General features: G+C 54.9%; 17 protein-coding genes. 6 read left to right on the top strand and 11 right to left on the bottom strand.

The window, feature by feature from the left end; translation table 11 throughout:
* Positions 1-125: 125 nt before the first annotated feature.
* Both E4S61_RS15850 and E4S61_RS15855 read right to left on the bottom strand, forming a co-directional pair.
* Positions 126-428, bottom strand: a complete 303-nt coding sequence (locus E4S61_RS15850) for a hypothetical protein (protein WP_135304926.1) — start codon at positions 426-428, stop codon at positions 126-128.
* A 103-nt stretch (positions 429-531) separates the two neighbouring features.
* Positions 532-873 carry a PadR family transcriptional regulator gene (locus tag E4S61_RS15855; protein WP_135304927.1) on the bottom strand — a complete coding sequence of 114 codons (342 nt, stop codon included), beginning with the start codon at positions 871-873 and terminating at the stop codon, positions 532-534.
* 324 nt (positions 874-1,197) lie between these two features.
* Between E4S61_RS15855 and E4S61_RS15860 the strand changes: the two genes are divergently transcribed.
* The 3 genes from E4S61_RS15860 (at position 1,198) to E4S61_RS15870 (ending at position 2,278) form a co-directional block, all read left to right on the top strand.
* Complete coding sequence (locus tag E4S61_RS15860) at positions 1,198-1,602, top strand: hypothetical protein (RefSeq protein WP_135304928.1); 405 nt, start codon at positions 1,198-1,200, stop codon at positions 1,600-1,602.
* A 134-nt stretch (positions 1,603-1,736) separates the two neighbouring features.
* Positions 1,737-2,030, top strand: a complete 294-nt coding sequence (locus tag E4S61_RS15865; RefSeq protein ID WP_135304929.1) for a hypothetical protein — start codon at positions 1,737-1,739, stop codon at positions 2,028-2,030.
* On the top strand, positions 2,027-2,278 hold the full coding sequence (locus E4S61_RS15870) for a hypothetical protein (protein ID WP_135304930.1): 252 nt from the start codon (positions 2,027-2,029) through the stop codon (positions 2,276-2,278). Before E4S61_RS15865 ends, E4S61_RS15870 begins: the two co-directional genes overlap by 4 nt.
* Before the next feature lie 684 nt (positions 2,279-2,962).
* On the opposite strand, the gene E4S61_RS15875 is transcribed toward E4S61_RS15870, so the two are convergent.
* The 4 genes from E4S61_RS15875 to E4S61_RS15890 all read right to left on the bottom strand — a co-directional run bounded on the left by E4S61_RS15875 (position 2,963) and on the right by E4S61_RS15890 (position 7,775).
* Positions 2,963-3,907 (bottom strand): hypothetical protein, encoded by a 945-nt coding sequence (locus tag E4S61_RS15875; RefSeq protein WP_135304931.1) that lies wholly within the window; start codon positions 3,905-3,907, stop codon positions 2,963-2,965.
* 105 nt (positions 3,908-4,012) lie between these two features.
* Positions 4,013-6,109 (bottom strand): minichromosome maintenance protein MCM, encoded by a 2,097-nt coding sequence (locus E4S61_RS15880; protein WP_135304932.1) that lies wholly within the window; start codon positions 6,107-6,109, stop codon positions 4,013-4,015.
* A 94-nt stretch (positions 6,110-6,203) separates the two neighbouring features.
* Positions 6,204-6,551 (bottom strand): hypothetical protein, encoded by a 348-nt coding sequence (locus tag E4S61_RS15885; RefSeq protein WP_135304933.1) that lies wholly within the window; start codon positions 6,549-6,551, stop codon positions 6,204-6,206.
* A 423-nt stretch (positions 6,552-6,974) separates the two neighbouring features.
* Positions 6,975-7,775 carry a helix-turn-helix transcriptional regulator gene (locus tag E4S61_RS15890; protein WP_135304934.1) on the bottom strand — a complete coding sequence of 267 codons (801 nt, stop codon included), beginning with the start codon at positions 7,773-7,775 and terminating at the stop codon, positions 6,975-6,977.
* 272 nt (positions 7,776-8,047) lie between these two features.
* On the opposite strand from E4S61_RS15890, the gene E4S61_RS15895 reads away from it, so the two are divergent.
* Complete coding sequence (locus E4S61_RS15895) at positions 8,048-8,473, top strand: ester cyclase (protein WP_135304935.1); 426 nt, start codon at positions 8,048-8,050, stop codon at positions 8,471-8,473.
* Between the two features lie 1,822 nt (positions 8,474-10,295).
* Here E4S61_RS15895 and E4S61_RS15900 read toward each other — a convergent pair.
* Positions 10,296-10,619, bottom strand: coding sequence for a DUF7344 domain-containing protein (locus E4S61_RS15900; protein ID WP_135304936.1), 324 nt, complete (start codon positions 10,617-10,619; stop codon positions 10,296-10,298).
* A gap of 218 nt (positions 10,620-10,837) precedes the next feature.
* On the opposite strand from E4S61_RS15900, the gene E4S61_RS15905 reads away from it, so the two are divergent.
* Positions 10,838-14,641: a PAS domain S-box protein gene (locus tag E4S61_RS15905; RefSeq protein WP_167768536.1), complete on the top strand. Its 3,804-nt coding sequence runs from the start codon at positions 10,838-10,840 to the stop codon at positions 14,639-14,641.
* 608 nt (positions 14,642-15,249) lie between these two features.
* Here E4S61_RS15905 and E4S61_RS15910 read toward each other — a convergent pair.
* From E4S61_RS15910 to E4S61_RS15920, 3 genes are all read right to left on the bottom strand, one after another.
* A complete protein-coding gene (locus E4S61_RS15910; RefSeq protein ID WP_135304938.1) occupies positions 15,250-15,468 on the bottom strand; it encodes a hypothetical protein in 219 nt (72 codons plus the stop codon).
* Between the two features lie 158 nt (positions 15,469-15,626).
* Positions 15,627-15,857: a HalOD1 output domain-containing protein gene (locus E4S61_RS15915; RefSeq protein WP_135304939.1), complete on the bottom strand. Its 231-nt coding sequence runs from the start codon at positions 15,855-15,857 to the stop codon at positions 15,627-15,629.
* A gap of 282 nt (positions 15,858-16,139) precedes the next feature.
* Positions 16,140-16,778 (bottom strand): uracil-DNA glycosylase family protein, encoded by a 639-nt coding sequence (locus E4S61_RS15920; RefSeq protein WP_135304940.1) that lies wholly within the window; start codon positions 16,776-16,778, stop codon positions 16,140-16,142.
* 223 nt (positions 16,779-17,001) lie between these two features.
* Here E4S61_RS15920 and E4S61_RS15925 point away from each other — a divergent pair, with 223 nt between their 5' ends.
* Positions 17,002-17,787: a DUF7344 domain-containing protein gene (locus E4S61_RS15925; protein ID WP_135304941.1), complete on the top strand. Its 786-nt coding sequence runs from the start codon at positions 17,002-17,004 to the stop codon at positions 17,785-17,787.
* Between the two features lie 298 nt (positions 17,788-18,085).
* Here the strand turns inward: E4S61_RS15925 and E4S61_RS15930 are convergent.
* The coding region (locus tag E4S61_RS15930) for a sensor histidine kinase (protein ID WP_209309522.1) at positions 18,086-18,523 on the bottom strand (438 nt) is incomplete at its 5' end.

Raw genomic sequence — 18,523 nt, forward strand, 5'->3', positions numbered from 1 at the left:
CGTACACGAACACCGATGTGTCTCCCAGCCGCAGCCATCGCGTCTGTCGTGGGCTTGGCTGTGGTGCTGGCAGTCCGTCGCAGTGAGCGCCCGCTTGTGCCTGTGCGACAGTAATCCTGCGCGGGTCATTGGGGCTCACGCTCCTGGCGGGCAGCACCATCGAGACCGGGCTCATCGAGATACCGGCAGTCCTCACAGGGCACAGTAAATTTCGCGAGCTCAGTAGTCTGTTTCACCGCGAGTGCCAGCTCCTCACAACGGTGGCGGTCACCGGTCGAGGCGGCGAGCCGCTGGATTGTCTCGGTAGCTAAGTCGGCCAGCAAGACGCCAGTGATACTGTTGGCAGCGTCGTCAACGCTCGTGACGAGCAGCCGTGGCGCACTGTCGAGTTCGGTCAGGACGACGACCTCGCCGACGCCGGGCGTCATTGGTCCCCTCCCAGCGGGGCGCTTCTAATCGACCAGTGGTCGGGGTTCGACGGCCGTCTGTGGGTCTCAGCGCTGGCTAGGCAGGCTCGTGAGACGGGGCCAGTCATGACCGGTCGGCCCCCGTCGGGGAGTGGGCGCCGCCGTCGGCAACTGGACGCGGGCGGTCAGTGCAACGTGCGAGGGTGTCGGCCTGGTGGGCGAGCAGGTCGCGGCCGGCGTCGGTCAGGGTGTAGGCGTTGGTGCGGTCGTCGAGGGGATCACAGTCGACGAGCTGGTGCTCGATCAGTGTATCGAGGTTCTGGTAGAGGCGACTGTGGTTGATCGGGTCACTGTAGCGCTCGTCAAGGTAGTCCTTGAGCGCGAGGCCGTAGGGTTTCTCGTCGACGGCCGCGATGGCTTGGAGGACATCGCGCTGGAAGCCCGAGAGGTCGTAGTAGGTCGTCATCGACGGTCTCTCTGGGTGGTTGCGTGGTTGTGGGCGAGGCTCCAACGGTTGAGGTGGGAGTGTGGACGACAGGCAGGCCGTTGATGTCGTGACTCGGCACGACGACGCTGGGCGATGATCGGATAGCGATACGACACAGTCCGTGGGAAGGTTTCAAGGCTCCCCGTTGCGTGTGCGTACATGCCGTTTTGGACCGACGCGGCGCCCGTGTTGCACCACGGCGTCGCACTCGGTTTTCCAACGACGCCCGAGGAGCGACACGTCGGCTGTGTTAGAACCGTGAGATGCGCAAGCACTTAGTGTTTTGCACGTAACTGGATAAATATGTCCAGAACTAGAGATAGTTGCCCAGTACCAAAGAATTATGACAGATTCAGTAATGTCATTGCACAGGGCTACGACAAGCAGAATGTGGCGTCTAAAGAAGAGCGCAAACAGCGCGTTCTGGAGTTTATGGAAGAGACGCGTTTAGCCTTACCAAAACGGGCACTTTACAGAAATCTTGCCTATCGGGGTGTTGACTTCGGAGAAGGATCGTTGAAGAACTACTTAGGAGAGCTCCGCGAGGAGGGCCTTATTGAGCGAATTGATGCTGAAGACTATGAGAATGGTAACCTCGTGATTTCAGACGAAAATCCCGGCTACTGGGTAATTACGGCAGAAGGGGTGAAGGTGGCTCAAGGGAATACCACTTCTGGGAAATCAGATATAGACGGCAGCCATCTTTAGCCAGTACTGGAAAAGTTTTATTGGTATGGGGACTCTGAGTTACAACTGAGAACGCACGCGTCGCTGGTCGGTTTCCTTCAAGGAAATCGCCCCGGTGTTAGAGCACCGAGGCGCGTGGGTTCTTTGGACAACCCATGTCGAAAGCAGAAGCCAATCCCCAAGAACGTATCGCCCGCGATCGACTGACCCAAGCCCCCGCGTTCCTCGGCGTCGATGCAGATGACGCTGCCCACTACTGGGACAGCTACGAATCTGCTGTCGTCGTTGTCGACGAGGATCTGAACGCTGAGAAATTCGACCTTGTCGAGACCCCCTGCCAGACGCTTCGTGACTGGTGCGAGCACACGCGCATGAAGCGCGGCTGGGACGTTGGTCCGCACGTCGGTGGCTCACTGGTTGGCGATCTCGTGCAGGCGGTGGAAGCATGAGCTGCACCGTCGAAGACCGAAAGCAAGTCCGGCGGGCTGCACGAGCGATTCGAGATGCGGTGCCGACCATCGCCGTCGACGTCGTCGCGCCGAATGCCAGTCGGCACGACGCATGGACACTCGACGCCGTATTGCGCGACCGGGAGAGTGTTCCGCCCGAAGTGCTTCGTGAATTAGCATTGGCTGGATTGACGCTGCAGCCGGTACCGTCGCAGGCCGGGTATCAGCATGTTGTAGCCACGGTGTAAGGCGATAGAGGGTCCAACCTTCACCGATAGCGTATTCGACTCAGCTCCGTTTCTTTTGGAGAATTGGATACTGTCTTGGAGCTATGACACGCCTTTCGTTGAGATACCTGATTTATAAGATATTCCAAGGGCCCAAAGGGCTGCGGCACGTCGCTTTAATCCCACGAGGTTCGTCTGTAACCTTGAGACGTGGTTCGTCGAGACGTTTGGCGAAGAGCTTCAATCCCGCAAGGGTTCGTCTGTAACTGTCACTTGATAGCTCGCCAACCGGAGCGAAACTGCTTCAATCCCGCAAGGGTTCGTCTGTAACCCGCCCATATTCGGGGGGATGAGAGTATGTACTGCATGCCTCTACAAGGAAATTTCCATCGACCCTCAATTCCCGACTATCCCCCGGGGGGTCGATGGAAACGTGGAATAACAGAAAGAGACTTCACGCGAAACGCGATCTACTACCTACCAGCGACCCCCTCCGAGCCAAATAATCCTTAGAGAGCCATCGCTGTCGCTCGCGTCGACCCAGCGTCCACCACACCACCGCAAGACACCGGCACACTATCACCCAGTTCAACAACGTCTATATCAAGTGTAACGACAATAGAACGAATATGAAACAATTTCATTCCAGATCCATGGGCTAGAACGGTTACTTCCAAGCACCTGGATTATGCACAGGATTCGTTCTTAATTCAGTAGCTTCTCGGCTGCTTCCTCTCGAAGGACTTGCTCTATTACATCGGGCTCAGTGGCGGCAAGCTCGTCGAGATCATCACGGCTCCTGACCCCATACTCAAGAGCCAGATAGTCGTGTGTCGATGGGCCGACGTAGTCTAGCTCACTGAGCCCTGACACTTCTGGATCGGGAAGCTGGTTGGAGGCAAGCCAATCATGTGCTGTCTGAATAGCTTCCGCAGGCGTCACGTTCTCGGCGTCAAGGATGACTTTGCGACCCTTTCGATAGTAGGGGTTCTTCTCAGGACTGGGTGAGTTTATAACGACTGAGCACTTTCCGTCGCTCTCCTTGACCGTGATATTGAACCGTCCTTGACTCACCCACCGAACCGTTGAAGCGCCGGATTCAGCCGATTGGAGAGACCACCCCTCAAACGCATCGGAAGCCGTCACGTCGTCAAAGGGCCCGTCTGTGTCCCGAATCTCGGAACCTGTTGAGAACCCGGCAACGAACTGTGTCGCTATCGAACCCACGATGTTACGGTCAAGCCCCGCCTCCCGAGCGATATCGATGTGATCGACGCTCTCTGAGATGAAGTCTTCCGGTTGTAGACAATCTGCATCAGCGAGCCCAACAATGACTTCTCGACTGGCAGCAGAGTGGTCGTGGATTTCGTCAGCTACCTCGCCGCCCTGCATCAATTCAAGGTATTTGCGTGCTGTCGAATCAGGGATTCGGAATTCCGATTTGGATAGTGGACCTGGACTGTCACCACGGGCTTCAGCGAGTGCAGACGTAAGCGTATACACTTCTGTTTTCCCCAAATGCTGGTACTGACGATCCTGCTCGTCGTTACCGGGGACTGGAGCCATTATTTTTGACTCGAAGGAAGGATCGAAGTACAATTCACGATCTACCGAATCAACGAAGTCTAATAGTCTGTATGCAGTCGTCATGGAGGTCCTTCACTTGACTTATCTCTGGCAACTAATTTAAATTTCATCAGATTTTCGGTTACTAGCACGGCTCTTTGAGGAGGAACTCACAGTGTGATACGCACTTCAGGTTGTTCGGTACCGATCTGTCCGCCCTTCGTATATCTCCCCCATCTGTTGGAGCTTCTCGATTAACACTTCAACTTCGGGTTCAGAGAATCCATATCTCTCACCCTGATCCACGACCTTTTCATGTGGGGCTCCGCCGGAATGCTTGTCTTCAAGAACTGAGATAACCTCTGATTTGATTGTTTTCGGATCGCTGAGGTCTGCTGACGTTTCTTCAGGTATCTCTTTTGTCGCTGCATCTGCCTTTGTTTCCGTTAGTGTCCCGAGATCAACTAATGATGCCTGGACGACCTCGATCGCTCGTTCGGCGTCAGCCTGTGTCGCCATATCTGCCAGCCGAACCCGTGCACTAGCTTCGGTCAGACGGATGAGAGACTCGATTTTCTGCATATTTACTGGGGCTGCCCCTTCTACATCGTCACTCTGTGCTCTCGCGGAGACATAGAACTCCTTGAGTGTGTCTTTCGCCTTCTCGGAAATCGCAGGGAAGCAGGCAGTACGTGCGTAGACGACATATTTCCGAATGAGCGATGCCTCAATCGGAGGTGTGAATGCATCTGGAGCAGGGAATGATGCGCTTTCGCTAATTGGTTCTGGTTGTGACCCTTCTTCCAGTCCAATCCGGCCTTCTGTCGCCCGATTTACCTCGAGAACATGGTCGGCAACAGCGTCATCGTCGCCAGGCTCACTACAGGTAAACACTAGGTCAAAATTCGAAAGGAGCTGTGGCGGGAGATCAAGTTGACGACCGATTGTAGACATATCTTCGATATGCCCCATCCTGGGGGTTGCGGCGGCTAAAACTGCAGCTTCTGCACGAAGTGACTCCGTCTGTGATGCCTTCGAAACGTCGACACACTGTGATTCAAGTGTGCTCCCTAGAGCCGTTGCGGCCTCATGGCTAAGACTTTCCAAATTGGTCAGTGCGAGTAGACCCTTATCTGCCATGACTGTCGCTCCAGCCTTCAGCGTCCAAGGATCATCACCGGCAGCATCAGACGAAGTGGTCGCTGCGGCAGTGAGACCTGCAGCAGTTGTGTCCGTTCCAGAGACTTGTAGTCCTCGTGGCGCAAGTCGACTTCCCTGACTTACCAACCGCTCAACTCCGGTTCCGGTTGGTGAGACAATGAGTGTATGAATATTCCCACGAGACTGAGAACCATCGGGCAGCTCCTTCTGGATTCCACTGAATAGCTGCAGTATGATTGCTAACTTGATCGTCTCGCTTCCGTAAACAGACGATGCAATACTATCAATAAACTGCTGGTAGATATTTTCCGTAGCAGATAGCTCCAAAATTCGCTTCTTGTCTGCCTCCGAAATTGTCAGCTCTGGGTATGATTCAACGTTGGTGTCAATGCTAACGCCGTCCATATAGAGATCGAAGCTAGGGGATTTCTGACGGCTGCTTCCACGTTGGTTCAGTTTGATTACCCCCGTTACTCGAATTCGGTCCCCTGCAGTCACTTGTCCCGTTATATCGTCCTCAATATTGACTTCGAGATGCTGTGGTTCTTGGCCATTTTTTAGGGCTGCGTGATTCTCTTGGAGCCGAATCTTCTGGGCATCAATGAACTCTGACTGACTGGTATTTAACCGGAATGGCCCTTGTCGCTCGCAGCCTTGACATTCATGAGGTTCCTGAAATTTCCCCGAAGCCTGTGGAATTCGAGTTAGTGTACCACAGCGCTGGCACTCAAAGGCAGCAGTAAGAATCTTTGGTCGAACCTCAGTCGCTTCGCCGACGGTCCCTTGAATCTCAACAAGGCATCCATGATGCTCATGTCGTAACTCTCTGATACCCGTTGTTTCTGGGAGATTCGTGATTCGAACATGGGCCTGTCCAAGCGAGATGTCGACAGGCAGGTCATAGAGTCTGAGTGCTTCTTCAGCGTATTCTTGCAGCTGCTCTGGCTTGGTTTGATAGTCCTCTGCTAGATCTGAATCAAACCGATAGAGGTCCTGCCAATCAACGTACAAGGACTTTTGATCGTTTGGATAGTGTTGTGCGAGTTCGCCGATGTCGTTACGATAGTAATTCCGATAGAATTCTTCAAAGTAGTCGATTAATTCCGTATTCTCTGCTGTCGCCATGAGTGAGTATATTAGCAGAGATCATATGAATGTATGTAAAGTACAGTGGAAGTAGAACAGTCAGGTTCTCAATCAAATGAACTGACCGCACTGGTTATAGACGGACCATCAGGAAGTTGAAGCCAGTTGAGTGTACCGTCGTCGTCAGCATTGCCGCCGCAAATATCCGTAGAAACGCCTCAATCTGAGCCACACCATTCGAGCGAATAGCCGACGACAGCAGCTTCATCTTCCAGTACCCCGCAGCCAATGCAACGGTTTGCAGTGAGTCAGCCAACGAAATGGACTCACGCTCGACCGGATTCGACGTCCGGCCACCGTCTGCCGGTGGCCCATAGATCAACCACTCGACACCATCCGTCAGAATACCGTAGGGCGAAATGAACCCCTCGATGCCGAGATATGTTTTAATATTCTCCGCTCCACGCTCGACATCGTTCATGGCCTTCACCTCACCAATATACGGAATTTCGGCCTTGTTGAAATCCTCAGCAGGTGACGAGTCCTGGCCCGGTTGTGGTCAATACAGCGGAGCGAGGGAACACTTCGGTCGAAGACCTATCTGTTACTGAGTAGGAGCGGCGTGCGAGATACAGAGTATGAGCCTTGTTTAGACGCTCTGGAGTGGGCGAGTCAGGAGCCATCCCGGCTGTACAGAAATTCATCGTGAGCACCTCACGATACGGTTTCATCAGTTGAGTACAAAGGACGGGAGCCGATTCTGCTGCGTCTAAACAAGGCCCAAAGTATGTAGTCAGCAACTCGCAATCGTTTGTCTCACGTTGACTCCGTGGGATGCGTTGACAGTACCTGATCTGTGCGGTGAATCATCGGTCCTGATACCGCCTGTGAGGGTGGCTTCCTCTCACTCCGACGGCAATACTGCGGGTTCGAGTGGCTCTGCATCCGCCCGGTGTTCCTCATACAGGGACTCCGCCCACGAGACGACATCTGGATGTGTACTCTCTAGAAGCCCCTTCACGAGCACGTCATCGCCAGCCTGATTTTCGCCACACAACCAGAGCAGGACAGTTCCATCGACGATGTGCATATTGAGCGGCACGCGCCCGTTGTACAGCCACATCCGATCAGCAATATCCTGCCAGAGCGCCGCCCGGTCCGGGTCGTTACCCAGAACATCAATGAAGCTCGCTTCGATGACTCCCTCGAAATCGAGCTGTCCCTCGACGACACGACCGTGAAGCACGTCCATGTACTCCGGGAGTGAGTTCTGCGTGAGGCTACGGTAGCTGTCGCTCCCCCGGAGGTACTCCATCGCTCGGTCGAAGTGGGCGGTCGGATTGGCTTCCGTTGGCGTCGTCACCTCGGCCTCACGGAAGCAGCGAAAATCGAGGTCCCAGACCGGCTCGGGCAACCAGTCGATCGCCGGGCCGAGGTGGTGAATACCCTCAGTTGCCGCCAGATACCGACGGAACTCCGTGACCATCGCCTCTCCCAGCGATGTGATTCGGTAGCGACTCCCCTCTGACCTGACCCAGCCACGGGCTTCGGCATCATCGAGCACCCGGGCAGCTGTCGATCGGGGCACCCCAGTCTCGTTCTGGAGTTCCCGGCGGGACGCTGCGCCACTGGTGAGCGCCTCCAGCATGTGGATACGATTGGCCGAGTTTGCCAGGAACTGGATGTCATCTAGCGTGGCGCCCATGCGAATCGGTAACACACCCATCGGTAAAAATCCGTCAGTCGATGGATCGAGAGTTCTTGTGGACTTGATACCTAGTCGGACAAGGTGGACTAGATACCCGCTAACCACGCCGGGAGAGGCGCTCCGAGATACTGCCCACTGCGTCCACAGGTCGTAGCGCTGGGGGTCGAGCCACTGACCGAGGGAATCTGTCAGTGTCCAGACTGTGGGAACCTTCTCGCCGAGTAAGGCCAACCGCTTGTGGCCCCTCAGTGAGAATGGGTGGAACACCCATGGCACAGGCTACATCCGACGTCGAACAGTGCGTCAAAGAGTGGGTGGACATCTGGAACGCTGGTGCATACGAGCGACTTCCAGACGTCCTCGACGAATCGGCCACGGTGTACGACCCGGGTGCCCCAGGCGGCGTGCTGGAGGGTCGTGACGAGTTCGAGTCCCACCTGCGAGAGCTGCGAATGGGGTTTCCGGATTTCACCATCAGGATAGAGAAGATGCTCTCGGGAAACGGCGTCGTCATGATAGAGTGGACAGCGACGGCCACACACGAAGGGGAATTCAACGGTATCCCGGCAACCAACCGCGAGATCGAACTCCGGGGAATGTCGAAAACCGTGATCCGAGACGGACAAATCGTGGAAGATCGTGTCTATCACGATTTCCACGCCTTCCTAGAACAGCTCGGACTGACTGACGGATAGGGAGCAGTCCCTATCTCAACCATTTCGACTACTTCTGGACTGGCGCCACCTCCGTTGCTGTATACGCGCTGTGTATCTTGCACGCCTCCAAGAACGTCTACCGTATCTGGTAGGACTCATAGCGGTATCTACGCACACATACGTACCGGCTGTTTCATTCCATATTGTGTCTGAAGAATAGGATTTCAATAGAGCCGGCGAAGCGTATCTCCAAGAGACATCGCGTAGCTGAGTGCGGTCGCCTCGTGCTGCGGTCAGTATAGAACTGCGCGCAATCGGATTTGATCGCCAGTCACCATACGCTGGCAGCCCAGAAACCGACCACGCAGTATCGTCCGTTAGAATCACGGAGAGCGAACGACCACGTCGCGACGCCGAGAGACACTGCTATCCGACTGCCGATAGTCGAACATCGGCCATCACCGTCGGGAATTGGAGGAGTCACCAGTAGCCAGCGGCGACGCATGGGTATCGAGCCCAGGGGACTATACCCTTGCAGCCAGTACAGTCAGCTATGCTTCAGCGGCTGTTGAAGAGACTACGACAGACACTCGTAGCGGGGCAATCCCACGGGAATACGGTCGATACCTGCCTTAAGTGTGGGAGTGCAACAGTTCCAGGTGCCGGCCGGTGTACGGACTGTCTCAGCGAGTGACCGCACGTAGCACCGACAGATCCGTCACAGGTAGTCGACGGGCGGCTCATATATGCGAAGACGCTCCGCTGACAACGCAGTACCAACTACTTCTGTATGAATCCGACTGGCGCTGGTAGTTAGCCGCTGGTCCACGCCAGCTGTGCTACTAGCGTTTCTCCCGCAGAACTATTCCCACGAGACACGTACTCTCGCCAGCCAGCGACACTCTCCTAGCCGAACAACCCCTGGAGAGCCATCGCTATCACTTGCGACCACCAGCCCAGCGTCCACCATACATCTCAAGACACCGGGGCACACCAACACTCATCGGCTACCGAGGTACCCCGACCGACGGACAGACGGACCGTCCCAGCGCCCGCCAGCGTATCATCGCCACGGGAGCTCGGTGCCACTCGGAAACACAGCTCTGCACAGCATGACTGACACGCCACCCGCATCGCTGTAAGCAACCATCAATGAACCCGTAGCACGATGAACACCGACCAGCATACCGGTCTCGCGACCGTACCCATCATCGTCGCGAAGGGTTGTTTCGTCGGCATTGTGCTCGCGACACTCGTCGCGCCCAATCCTACTGTGCTACTCGGCGAGTCCTTCGCGTTGGCGTGCAGCTGGTCGACCGTCCCAGCGGTCACATAGCTGGTTCGCTGATTGCGGTAGCCCCATCGTCGCAGCTCACAGCACCGATACCGGTCAACAGCTACCCAAGAGACGAGCGTCGGGTCGACGGTGGGAAGCCAGTGCAGTGAGCTGTTGACTGGGAAACTGACTGCAACCCCCTTCTGATCACAGTGTTGCTAACGACAGCAGCAGAAACAACCACTCAGTAGGAATGCGTACTATTCAGTCTATCTTGACAATATGGTCTTTCTCTAGCCACTCGTCAATATGAGCGTCACAGAAGGCTACTTCTTGATCCACGTTGCCATCGTAACAGCGGTTGGTCGCAGTCTCGATACATGACGGATCAATGCATGGAACTCGTGTCTGTCCGTCGTCCAGAGCGACTGGGTCACCGTCTTGGGCAGTGGTTTTCTTAGCCATCTGTTGGAATGGGTGTTGTAATCAGTTCACCAGTGGGTGCTGGTGAGGAGAATATCTGAATGTGGAGCGGCTGCTCACGGACGCTCACCACCCATCTTGTCACTGAGCGCCACCATCTGTTCAACGGCGGTCATTCTCCTGATGATGGATTGTATGGCTTTGTGGGTCATAGTCAAGAATCCCGTTCTCGGACAGTTTCGGGAGGTGGTTGTGGTGGAGACTAATTCGCACCTGGTCAACAGTCACTTTGTCAGACCCATCGGCCTCTCGTTCTCGTTCGACAACTGCCGTCGCTAACTCCGCAAGGGAAATCGGCGGTTGCCAGTCTGCGACAATATCGAGGACGATGCGCCGCCGCTGGGAGGCAAGTATCTGATAGCGGTCGCTGTCGCTCAGTTCGACCGTTACTGCGTCTTGCCAGACCGACTCAGTCATTGAACTCATTCGATGTCCTCTACGCTATGAGACAGTAGAAGTCACAATAAGGGCTCGTCCAAAGCTATTAGGCCCACTTTTGACAGCAGAATCTCGATCGCTATTCCTGGGCGTTTATTGGACAAGAATTAGCTGAATAGAATCTTCAACAGGGGAATTTCCGGCGGATAGTCGAAGACCCTCCGTCAACGGAGGATTGAAGAGAGTGGCTGTAAATGCAGGCTATAATGACGTCCGGTTCGTTGACCGACAGCCTGCGAGAGACGCTCACACTCTTTAATAGGGCAGAGCCGGGAACCCCGCTTACTACGACCGAGGTTGCCGACCGCCTCGATCTTGGGCGGCGGAGTACATACGAGCGCCTCGAGCGCCTCGCTGATCAAGAATATCTCGAAACCAAGAAGGTCGGCGCCCGTGGGCGGGTTTGGTGGCGACCGCTGGCCGATAACGGAGACAGCCGCGGGGACTCGGGACGCATGTTCTCGCGGCTCATCGGCAACGTCCCGGGTATGGTGTACCGCTGTCGAAACGAGCCTGGCTGGGCGATGTTGTTCGTCAGCGATGCCGCCACTGATATTACGGGATATCATCCTGAGACCCTCGAGGACGGCGATGTCAGTTGGGGCGAGGATATCGTCCACCCCGAAGATAGAGTCTCACTTCGCGAAGAGATACGCTCCCAACTCGAGAAGAGCGACCAGTTTACCGTTGAGTACCGGATCCGATCAGCCGACGGTGAGATCCGTTGGGTCCGCGAACGCGGCTGTGCAGTCGTTGAGGAAGGGACATCAAGTGGCGTTCTCGAAGGGGTCGTGACCGATATCACCGAACAGAAGCGGTCGGAACAGGAGCTGCTCGAAACCGAGCAACGGTTTCGCTCATTCGTACAGGCCGTCGAGGAGTATGCGATCATCATGCTTGACCCAGAGGGGCACGTTCAGACGTGGAACGAGGGGGCCCATCAGATCACGGGCTACGAGCGCGAGGAAATTATCGGGGAGCACGTCAAGACATTCTACACGGACGAGGACCGCACATCCAAGGTTCCCGAGGCAAATCTCACAACCGCCGCCAACCAAGGTACTATCGAAGACGAGGGGTGGCGGGTTCGCGCCGACGGCTCGCGGTTCTGGGCGAATATCACCATCACAGCGATTCACGCCGATAACGGCGACCTCCGTGGCTACGCGAAGGTCACCTGCGACATGACCGATCGGCGCGAACGTGAACGACAACTCCTTCGAGAACGCGATCTCATCGAACGCATCTTCGAGACAAGCCCTGTCGGGCTCGGCGTCCGCTCACCGGACGACTTCGAACGGCTAAACGCCCAGGCCGCCGAAATTTTGAACGTGCAAGCGAGCGGTGACGACGAAGCGGGTGATCCCGCCATTTACGACGCCGACGGGCAACCCATCCCCCCGGATGAACGCCCGACTGCCCACGTGTTCGCTACTGGCGAGCCTGTCGAGGGATGGGAGTGTCGGGTCGAGGGTGCCGACGGCGTGTCTCGGTGGCTCTCGGTGAACGTCGCTCCACTGAACGACGCTGCCGGCGACATTGAGCGGGTAGTGGTTGCCGCCGAGGACATCACCCATCTCAAAGAACAGGCCCGACAGCTTGAGCGCCAACGTGACGCGCTCAAGGACGAACTCAGCGAGGTATACGAGCGAATCGACGACGGCTTCTACGCGCTTGATGATGGGTTCCGGTTCACATATGTGAATGAGCGGGCTGAGGAGTTGCTCGGACACGCTGAAGCAGAGCTGTTGGGCGAAAGCGTCTTGGAAGTGATCCCCGAAGCCGCTGATTCGTCTGCCCGGGAAAGCTTTGAGCGGGCGCTCAAGACCCAGCAACCGACAAGCTTCGAGGTCTATTACTCGGCTCTAGACTCTTGGATAGAGGCCAGCGTCTACCCCTCAGAGACGGGGTTGTCGATCTACGCTAAAGATGTAACTGAGCGTAAAGAACGCGAGCATGAACTCGAACGATACGAGACCATCGTCGAAACGATCAGAGAGGGGGTCTACGTCGTTGATCAGGACGGTCGATTCACTTGGGTCAATAGTGCTTATGCTGAATTAACTGGCTACCCCGCCGAAGAACTGGTCGGCGCTCACGTCACGAAAGTTGTTGACGAAGAGACTATCCAGGTTGCCATTGAGTACGAGGAGAAGCTCCGTGCCGGAGACAGCGATCCGGGTATGCTCGAAACCAATCTTCAGACCGCTAACGGCACCACAGTCCCAGCAGCCGGCACCTTCGTGATGCTCTCTCGCGAGGACGGACCGGACCGGCGGGTTGGCGTCGCCAGGGACATCACAGACCGCAAGCAGTACGAGGAGACGCTCATGGCCCTGTACGACTCAGCTCACGAGTTATTCGGCGCTGAAACGAAAGACGAAGTCAGTGAGATCGTCGTTGAGACAGCCACCCATGTGATGGACCTCTCGAGCGTCGCTACGTACGTGTACGATGAGGCAGAATCCCACCTGTATCCGGCCGCACAATCGCTTGGGATCGTGGAGACGGAGCTATCACCAATCCTGCCAGACAACTCAACGATCACCGGACACGTCTACGCGACAGGTGAGCCATACCGGTTCGACGACATCACCGATTCGCCGTACATGAGTCCCGGGGGCGCCGACATGCACGCCGGCGTGTTCGCGCCGATGGGTGAGTACGGTGTCCTTGTCGTAGGTTCCGAAGAGGACAATGCGTTCGACGCAGATACCCAGCGTCTTGTCGAACTACTTGCAACAAATGCCAAGGCGGCCTACGACCGCGTCGAGCGTGAACGGACACTCAAACACCAGCGTAAGCAACTGATCGCGCTCGATAACCTCAACGGTGTCGTCAGGCAGATCACGGAGGCAGTACTCGAGCAGTCGACGCGCGAGGAGATTGAACGGGTCGTCGTCGAAGCACTCGCCGACGCGGATTCGTATGAATGCGCTTGGATCGGCAACCTTGATCCCGACACGGAGACGGTCCAGCTTCGAACTACCGCTGGTGTTAAAAACCATATCGATGGTGTGTCCGTTCCAGTCGATTCCGATAACTCCGAGTATGTAGACCTGACCAGACGAGTGGTCCAGGCCCGCGAGATGCAGGTTCAGCAAGACGTTTCCCCCGAGGTACTCCCCGAATCGTGGCAAGACCCCGCCCACAAATGGGAAACCCAATCGGCCGCTGGAATCCCGATTATTCATGAAGGGGCAAGCTATGGCGTGCTCACCGTGTACGCCGCCAGACCCGACGCGTTCGGGACCGATGAGCGCGAGGTGATCGGCCAGCTCGGCGATATTGTCAGCCACGCTATCGCGGCTGTTGAACGCAAACGTGCACTGACTAGCAGTGAGGTTGTCGAAGTTGTATTCCGGATTCCCGATTTCGTTACGGCGTTCGACTTGCCTATCACCACCGAGGGGACAATCACTCTCGACCAAGCAGTGCCGGTCGGCGATGGGACGTACCTGCAGTACGGTACCGCCACAGATAGCGCAATAGCGATTATGGAGGCACTGGTGGAAACCGACTCACTTCCGCATTGGGATTCAGTAACCGTCCTTCAGGACGATGACGAGACGCGGTTCGAGGTCAAGTTGATCGACCCGCCGGTGCTCTCGATCGTAACGGCTCACGGGGGCTACGTCCAGCAAGCGGCGATCGAAGACGGCGACTATACCATGCAGATTCACCTCGCCATGGAGACTGACGTTCGTCGGATCATCGAATCGATTGAGGCGGCATATCCTGGGATCGAGATGCTAGCGCGGCGGCGGGTGACACGTACCGGACCGTCCACTGTTCGCCTCGAACGGACGCTCGAAGAGAAGCTTACCGACCGACAGCGTACCTCACTCGAAGCGGCATACAAGGCTGGGTACTTCGAGTGGCCTCGAGGTAGTTCTGGTGAGGCGGTGGCCGCATCAATCGGAATCAGTCCGCCAACCTTTCATCAGCATCTTCGGAAGGCCCACCGGCGGCTCTTGGCAACTGTGTTCGACGAACAATCTGATGATTAAGCGACTTGAGCTACCCCACCGCGAAAGCGATGAGATTCAACGGGAACGCCCATTCTGGCCGATTCCTCGGCAGGCGACTGACTAACAAGCTATCACTCGCGAACACCATACCGCTCCGAGACACCAGAACATACCCATCGATCACTGAGGTGCTCCGACCAGTAACGAATACACCACCTGCCACAGCACCCGCCTGCACATATCGCGATGGGCGAGTGGTGCCACTAGCGACAGCGATGCCCACCACGTTCGACACCCGACCCAACGGCCAGCACACAGTCCTTGCGATCACGACAGTCGTCATCGCAAAGGCGTGCGTCGCCGGCGCCGCGCTCGCGAAACTCGTTGAACCCGGCCCGTATGTGTTGTTCGGCGGCTACCTCGCACTGGCATTTAGCTGTTCGACTCTCTCAGCGGTCGTATGGCTGTCACGGTGGCCCTCCTCGTATCGTCGATCAGCACGTGACAGTGTGATTGAAACAAGGATAACCAACAGATCGGCATGATTTGTTCGAATGTTGGTTAGCTAGTTTGCCGAATTCCTTCTAACCGTCGTTTGTTACTCAGCATAGTATCTGAAACAGCCGCTCAGTAGGTGTGCGAGTTGCTCACTTGGTGTAAATTTCTGACCCCATTATGTTCGGGATTTCTCTGAGAAGAAGAATGCCCGCGATAAGTATAGAGAGGACGATGAACGTCATAAGCCGTCCAAAAGAAATATCGCTATACTGCCACGCGAACCTGTTGAATAAGGTGACGGCGAGAATGACCTCAACGCCCACCACTTGGAGAGACCATTTTGTCGCGGAGCGAAACATATCTGACATATAGATAACATCAACTGGAAGCGATTTAACTCCTATGCTCATTGGTCCCTCTGTACTGACCAATCCACAGTACATTAACTAAGTCGTCACGCTCTGTTTTAGGCAGAGAGTGGTGGCATACTCGCTCAATCGGAGTGCGTACTGTACGGGATTTTCGGTTAGGTAGCTTCGACTGTGAGAAACTCTTTATCATGGATTTCGATTCGAGAGTTGCTGTATACGAATGAGACACAGGTGTTCTCTTGAGATGTGAGTAACACCTCTAATGCGTCAGGGTCTATCGCGCCGTAGAGCAACGGAAGGTCACTAACGGCAGTCGATTCGAATCTACTGACACCAGCGAGGACAGCTTCGCTCACGCGTTCATCTGCGGCAATCTCGTATTTCATTGTCGATATATAGGCCTTCAGAGGGATAATTAGCCGTGACATATGCTCACACCAACACTACATTACATACTGGCCAATCCACAGCGCATTCAAAGAACCGTTGCTGCTAGAAGTCCTTCGTTTCAGGGTCAGGTAAGCAAAATGCGCTAGTCAGTAGGTGTGCGAATTGACAGCTGGTGCTGCTATTAGAAACAACTCGTGTTCAGAGCCCGTGTATGATACAATGGCGCGTATTCGTCATCGCTGCACAGCACACATTCGGAACAGCCGCGGGCGATTTGGTCAGTCTGATTTATCGGCGTCCTCGATAATCGACTGTATGTTAGCACGGAGTTGGTCCGGGTTTCGGCCATCAAGCCAACCAGACTGGTTCAGAAATCGAATCGCCACATCATCTGTCGCAGCCATATATTTGAGGGCATGATACACATTTTGATCGAATCCAATAATGACGGAAGGGTCACAGAGATCCAATTCCTGACGAAAATACGGTCGCATGCGTTGAATCTCGGTATGCTCGATTCCCTGTGCTGTCACGAGACCACGTTCTTTTGAGATATGTGTTAGATGTGCGTTGGCCAATCCGAGCTCCGATAGTGTCTCGTACAACAGGGTGTCTCCAGTATCGGGGAACGACCTTCGAGAGCGTTTTAACCCGACGAACCAAATGTTTCCAGTCCCCGAAAACCCCTCTACATCATTGTACTCTGGAAAAAAGAACAAGTCATCCCCGATTTTCGGGTCTGCTCGCATATCGTGCTGTAATCTCTCCATGGATGTGGGGATCTTTTCGATCATTGGAGAGACCATCCCTTGACACCGCAGTTCGCTGGAGTATACTGTGGTTTCTGGGTCGGCAATATTGTCCTGGATGCTGGTAGTGCGTGGCCCGTGTATTGTAGAGCACCTATCATCAATCATATGAACCACCCACACACATATCGTAATACCCACTCTATTGGCCATACAGGTCGTAAAATCGGCGAATTTACCCCAATTCAAAATGTAAGTAGGTCGGTGGATATTCTCCAATAGACAATAAGGTGTGGTTAATATCGAAGACTACGAAGCATTGATTGCCGAACCAAGCCAGCGAAATCGTCCAGTAGCGAACATTTAGGAGAGGAGGAAACCATTATGCTGTATGGGGCGCCCCAGTCCGCTTATCCGCAAACGGTCGTTCCACAAGAAGGGTGGCGGGTGGACGATAATCGGTATCGGTCTGTTGTCGCTGATGAGCATACTTCTGTTCGTGAGTGTTGATGCAGAGCCGCCCGCTTTACTGGGACTCGAACTGATTCTGGGAATGATTTCGCCACTCGTACTCATCTACACAGGATACCGCTTTGGAAAAGGTAACCTCCCAACGTTTGCGCGGTGGCGTCTTGCAGTCGGGGTTGTTGTTGGCATTCTCTTTGCAACAGCGTTCGGCCTCTGGCTTATTCAACACCAACTCATGCAAGGTGGGCAAATAATCGATAGCTGGTATCTTACAGTCACACTTGGGTCATTTGGGGCAGTTATTGGGTTAACGATAGCAGTCATCCAGCTGGAACCGAGATATAGACAGTCTCTCTTTCCGGGTCTCGTTCGCCAGAACGAGCAAATCACGTCACCTACTGAGACCCTGGAACCGTCTACAGTTTCACTCACAGAATTTCAGCGACAACATGTCGACACCGTGTTATACGAGCATCAGCGGTTACAGCTCGCAATCCTCGAATATGTGTATCTGCGTCAAGGAATATCGCTCTCAGTGGATCAAGTGGCCGACGCTCTGTTGGTTGATTTCGAAACCGCTGATGAACACCAACGACAGAGGTTGAAGACAGCCTTGACACGGACACACCTCCCATATCTCGCTGACTGTAATCTCATTGCGTACGACCGAGCCACCAGAACAGTCAGTGCTGGTGAACTGTATACCTGACTTCACCTGTAGTGGTCGTCTTTAGGTTAGTATAGTGTGCCAGCGACCGAACGCTTGGAGCCGTGATTTGGTGAGGTGGTTCAACGATACTGACTGACGCAGTTCAGTAACGGTGAGTGAAACAGTAACTGACTATCTGTAGACGAATAGTACTCACTACAGAGGCTCTATTGAAACCCTCAACAGAGGATATATTTTGTCTTGGTGCGATCAATACAGAGGATAAGTTCAGTCCGGTAGGCTCATTTCTTTCACGCTGAAAGCAGCGTACCGGCTGTTCAGTAGATATGCGAATTGCTCAGTTACTCTCCCTAAAGTCAACGTCCCTGAACTCGAATCGGGCTCCACCAGTTGTACTCGCAGTTACTGTCGTCGTCCACTCGTAGACATCCGCGAGTTCTCGCACAAACGCCAGTCCCAACCCAGTGCCGCCTTTGTCGCCTGCCGTCGTGAATCCCGTATCGAACACCACGTCTCGATGTTCACTTGGAATCCCAACACCATCATCCGCCACGTAAAACCCGTTATCCAACTCCCCGACTTCCACAGTCACATCTCCGCCCCCGTGCTGAACTGCGTTCTCGAATAGATTCCTGAACAGATGTCGAAGATACGTCTCGTCTGCTTGTATCACACCGTTAAGTTCGATGTCGAGTGTCGCCTCCGGCGTGCCCCCCTCGTCCCACGCGTCTTGTGCCACGTCTGCCAGCGAAAGCGGATTCCGTTCTCCAACAGC

This window comes from Haloarcula amylovorans, from assembly GCF_004681185.1.
Taxonomy (GTDB): Archaea; Halobacteriota; Halobacteria; order Halobacteriales; family Haloarculaceae; genus Haloarcula; species Haloarcula amylovorans.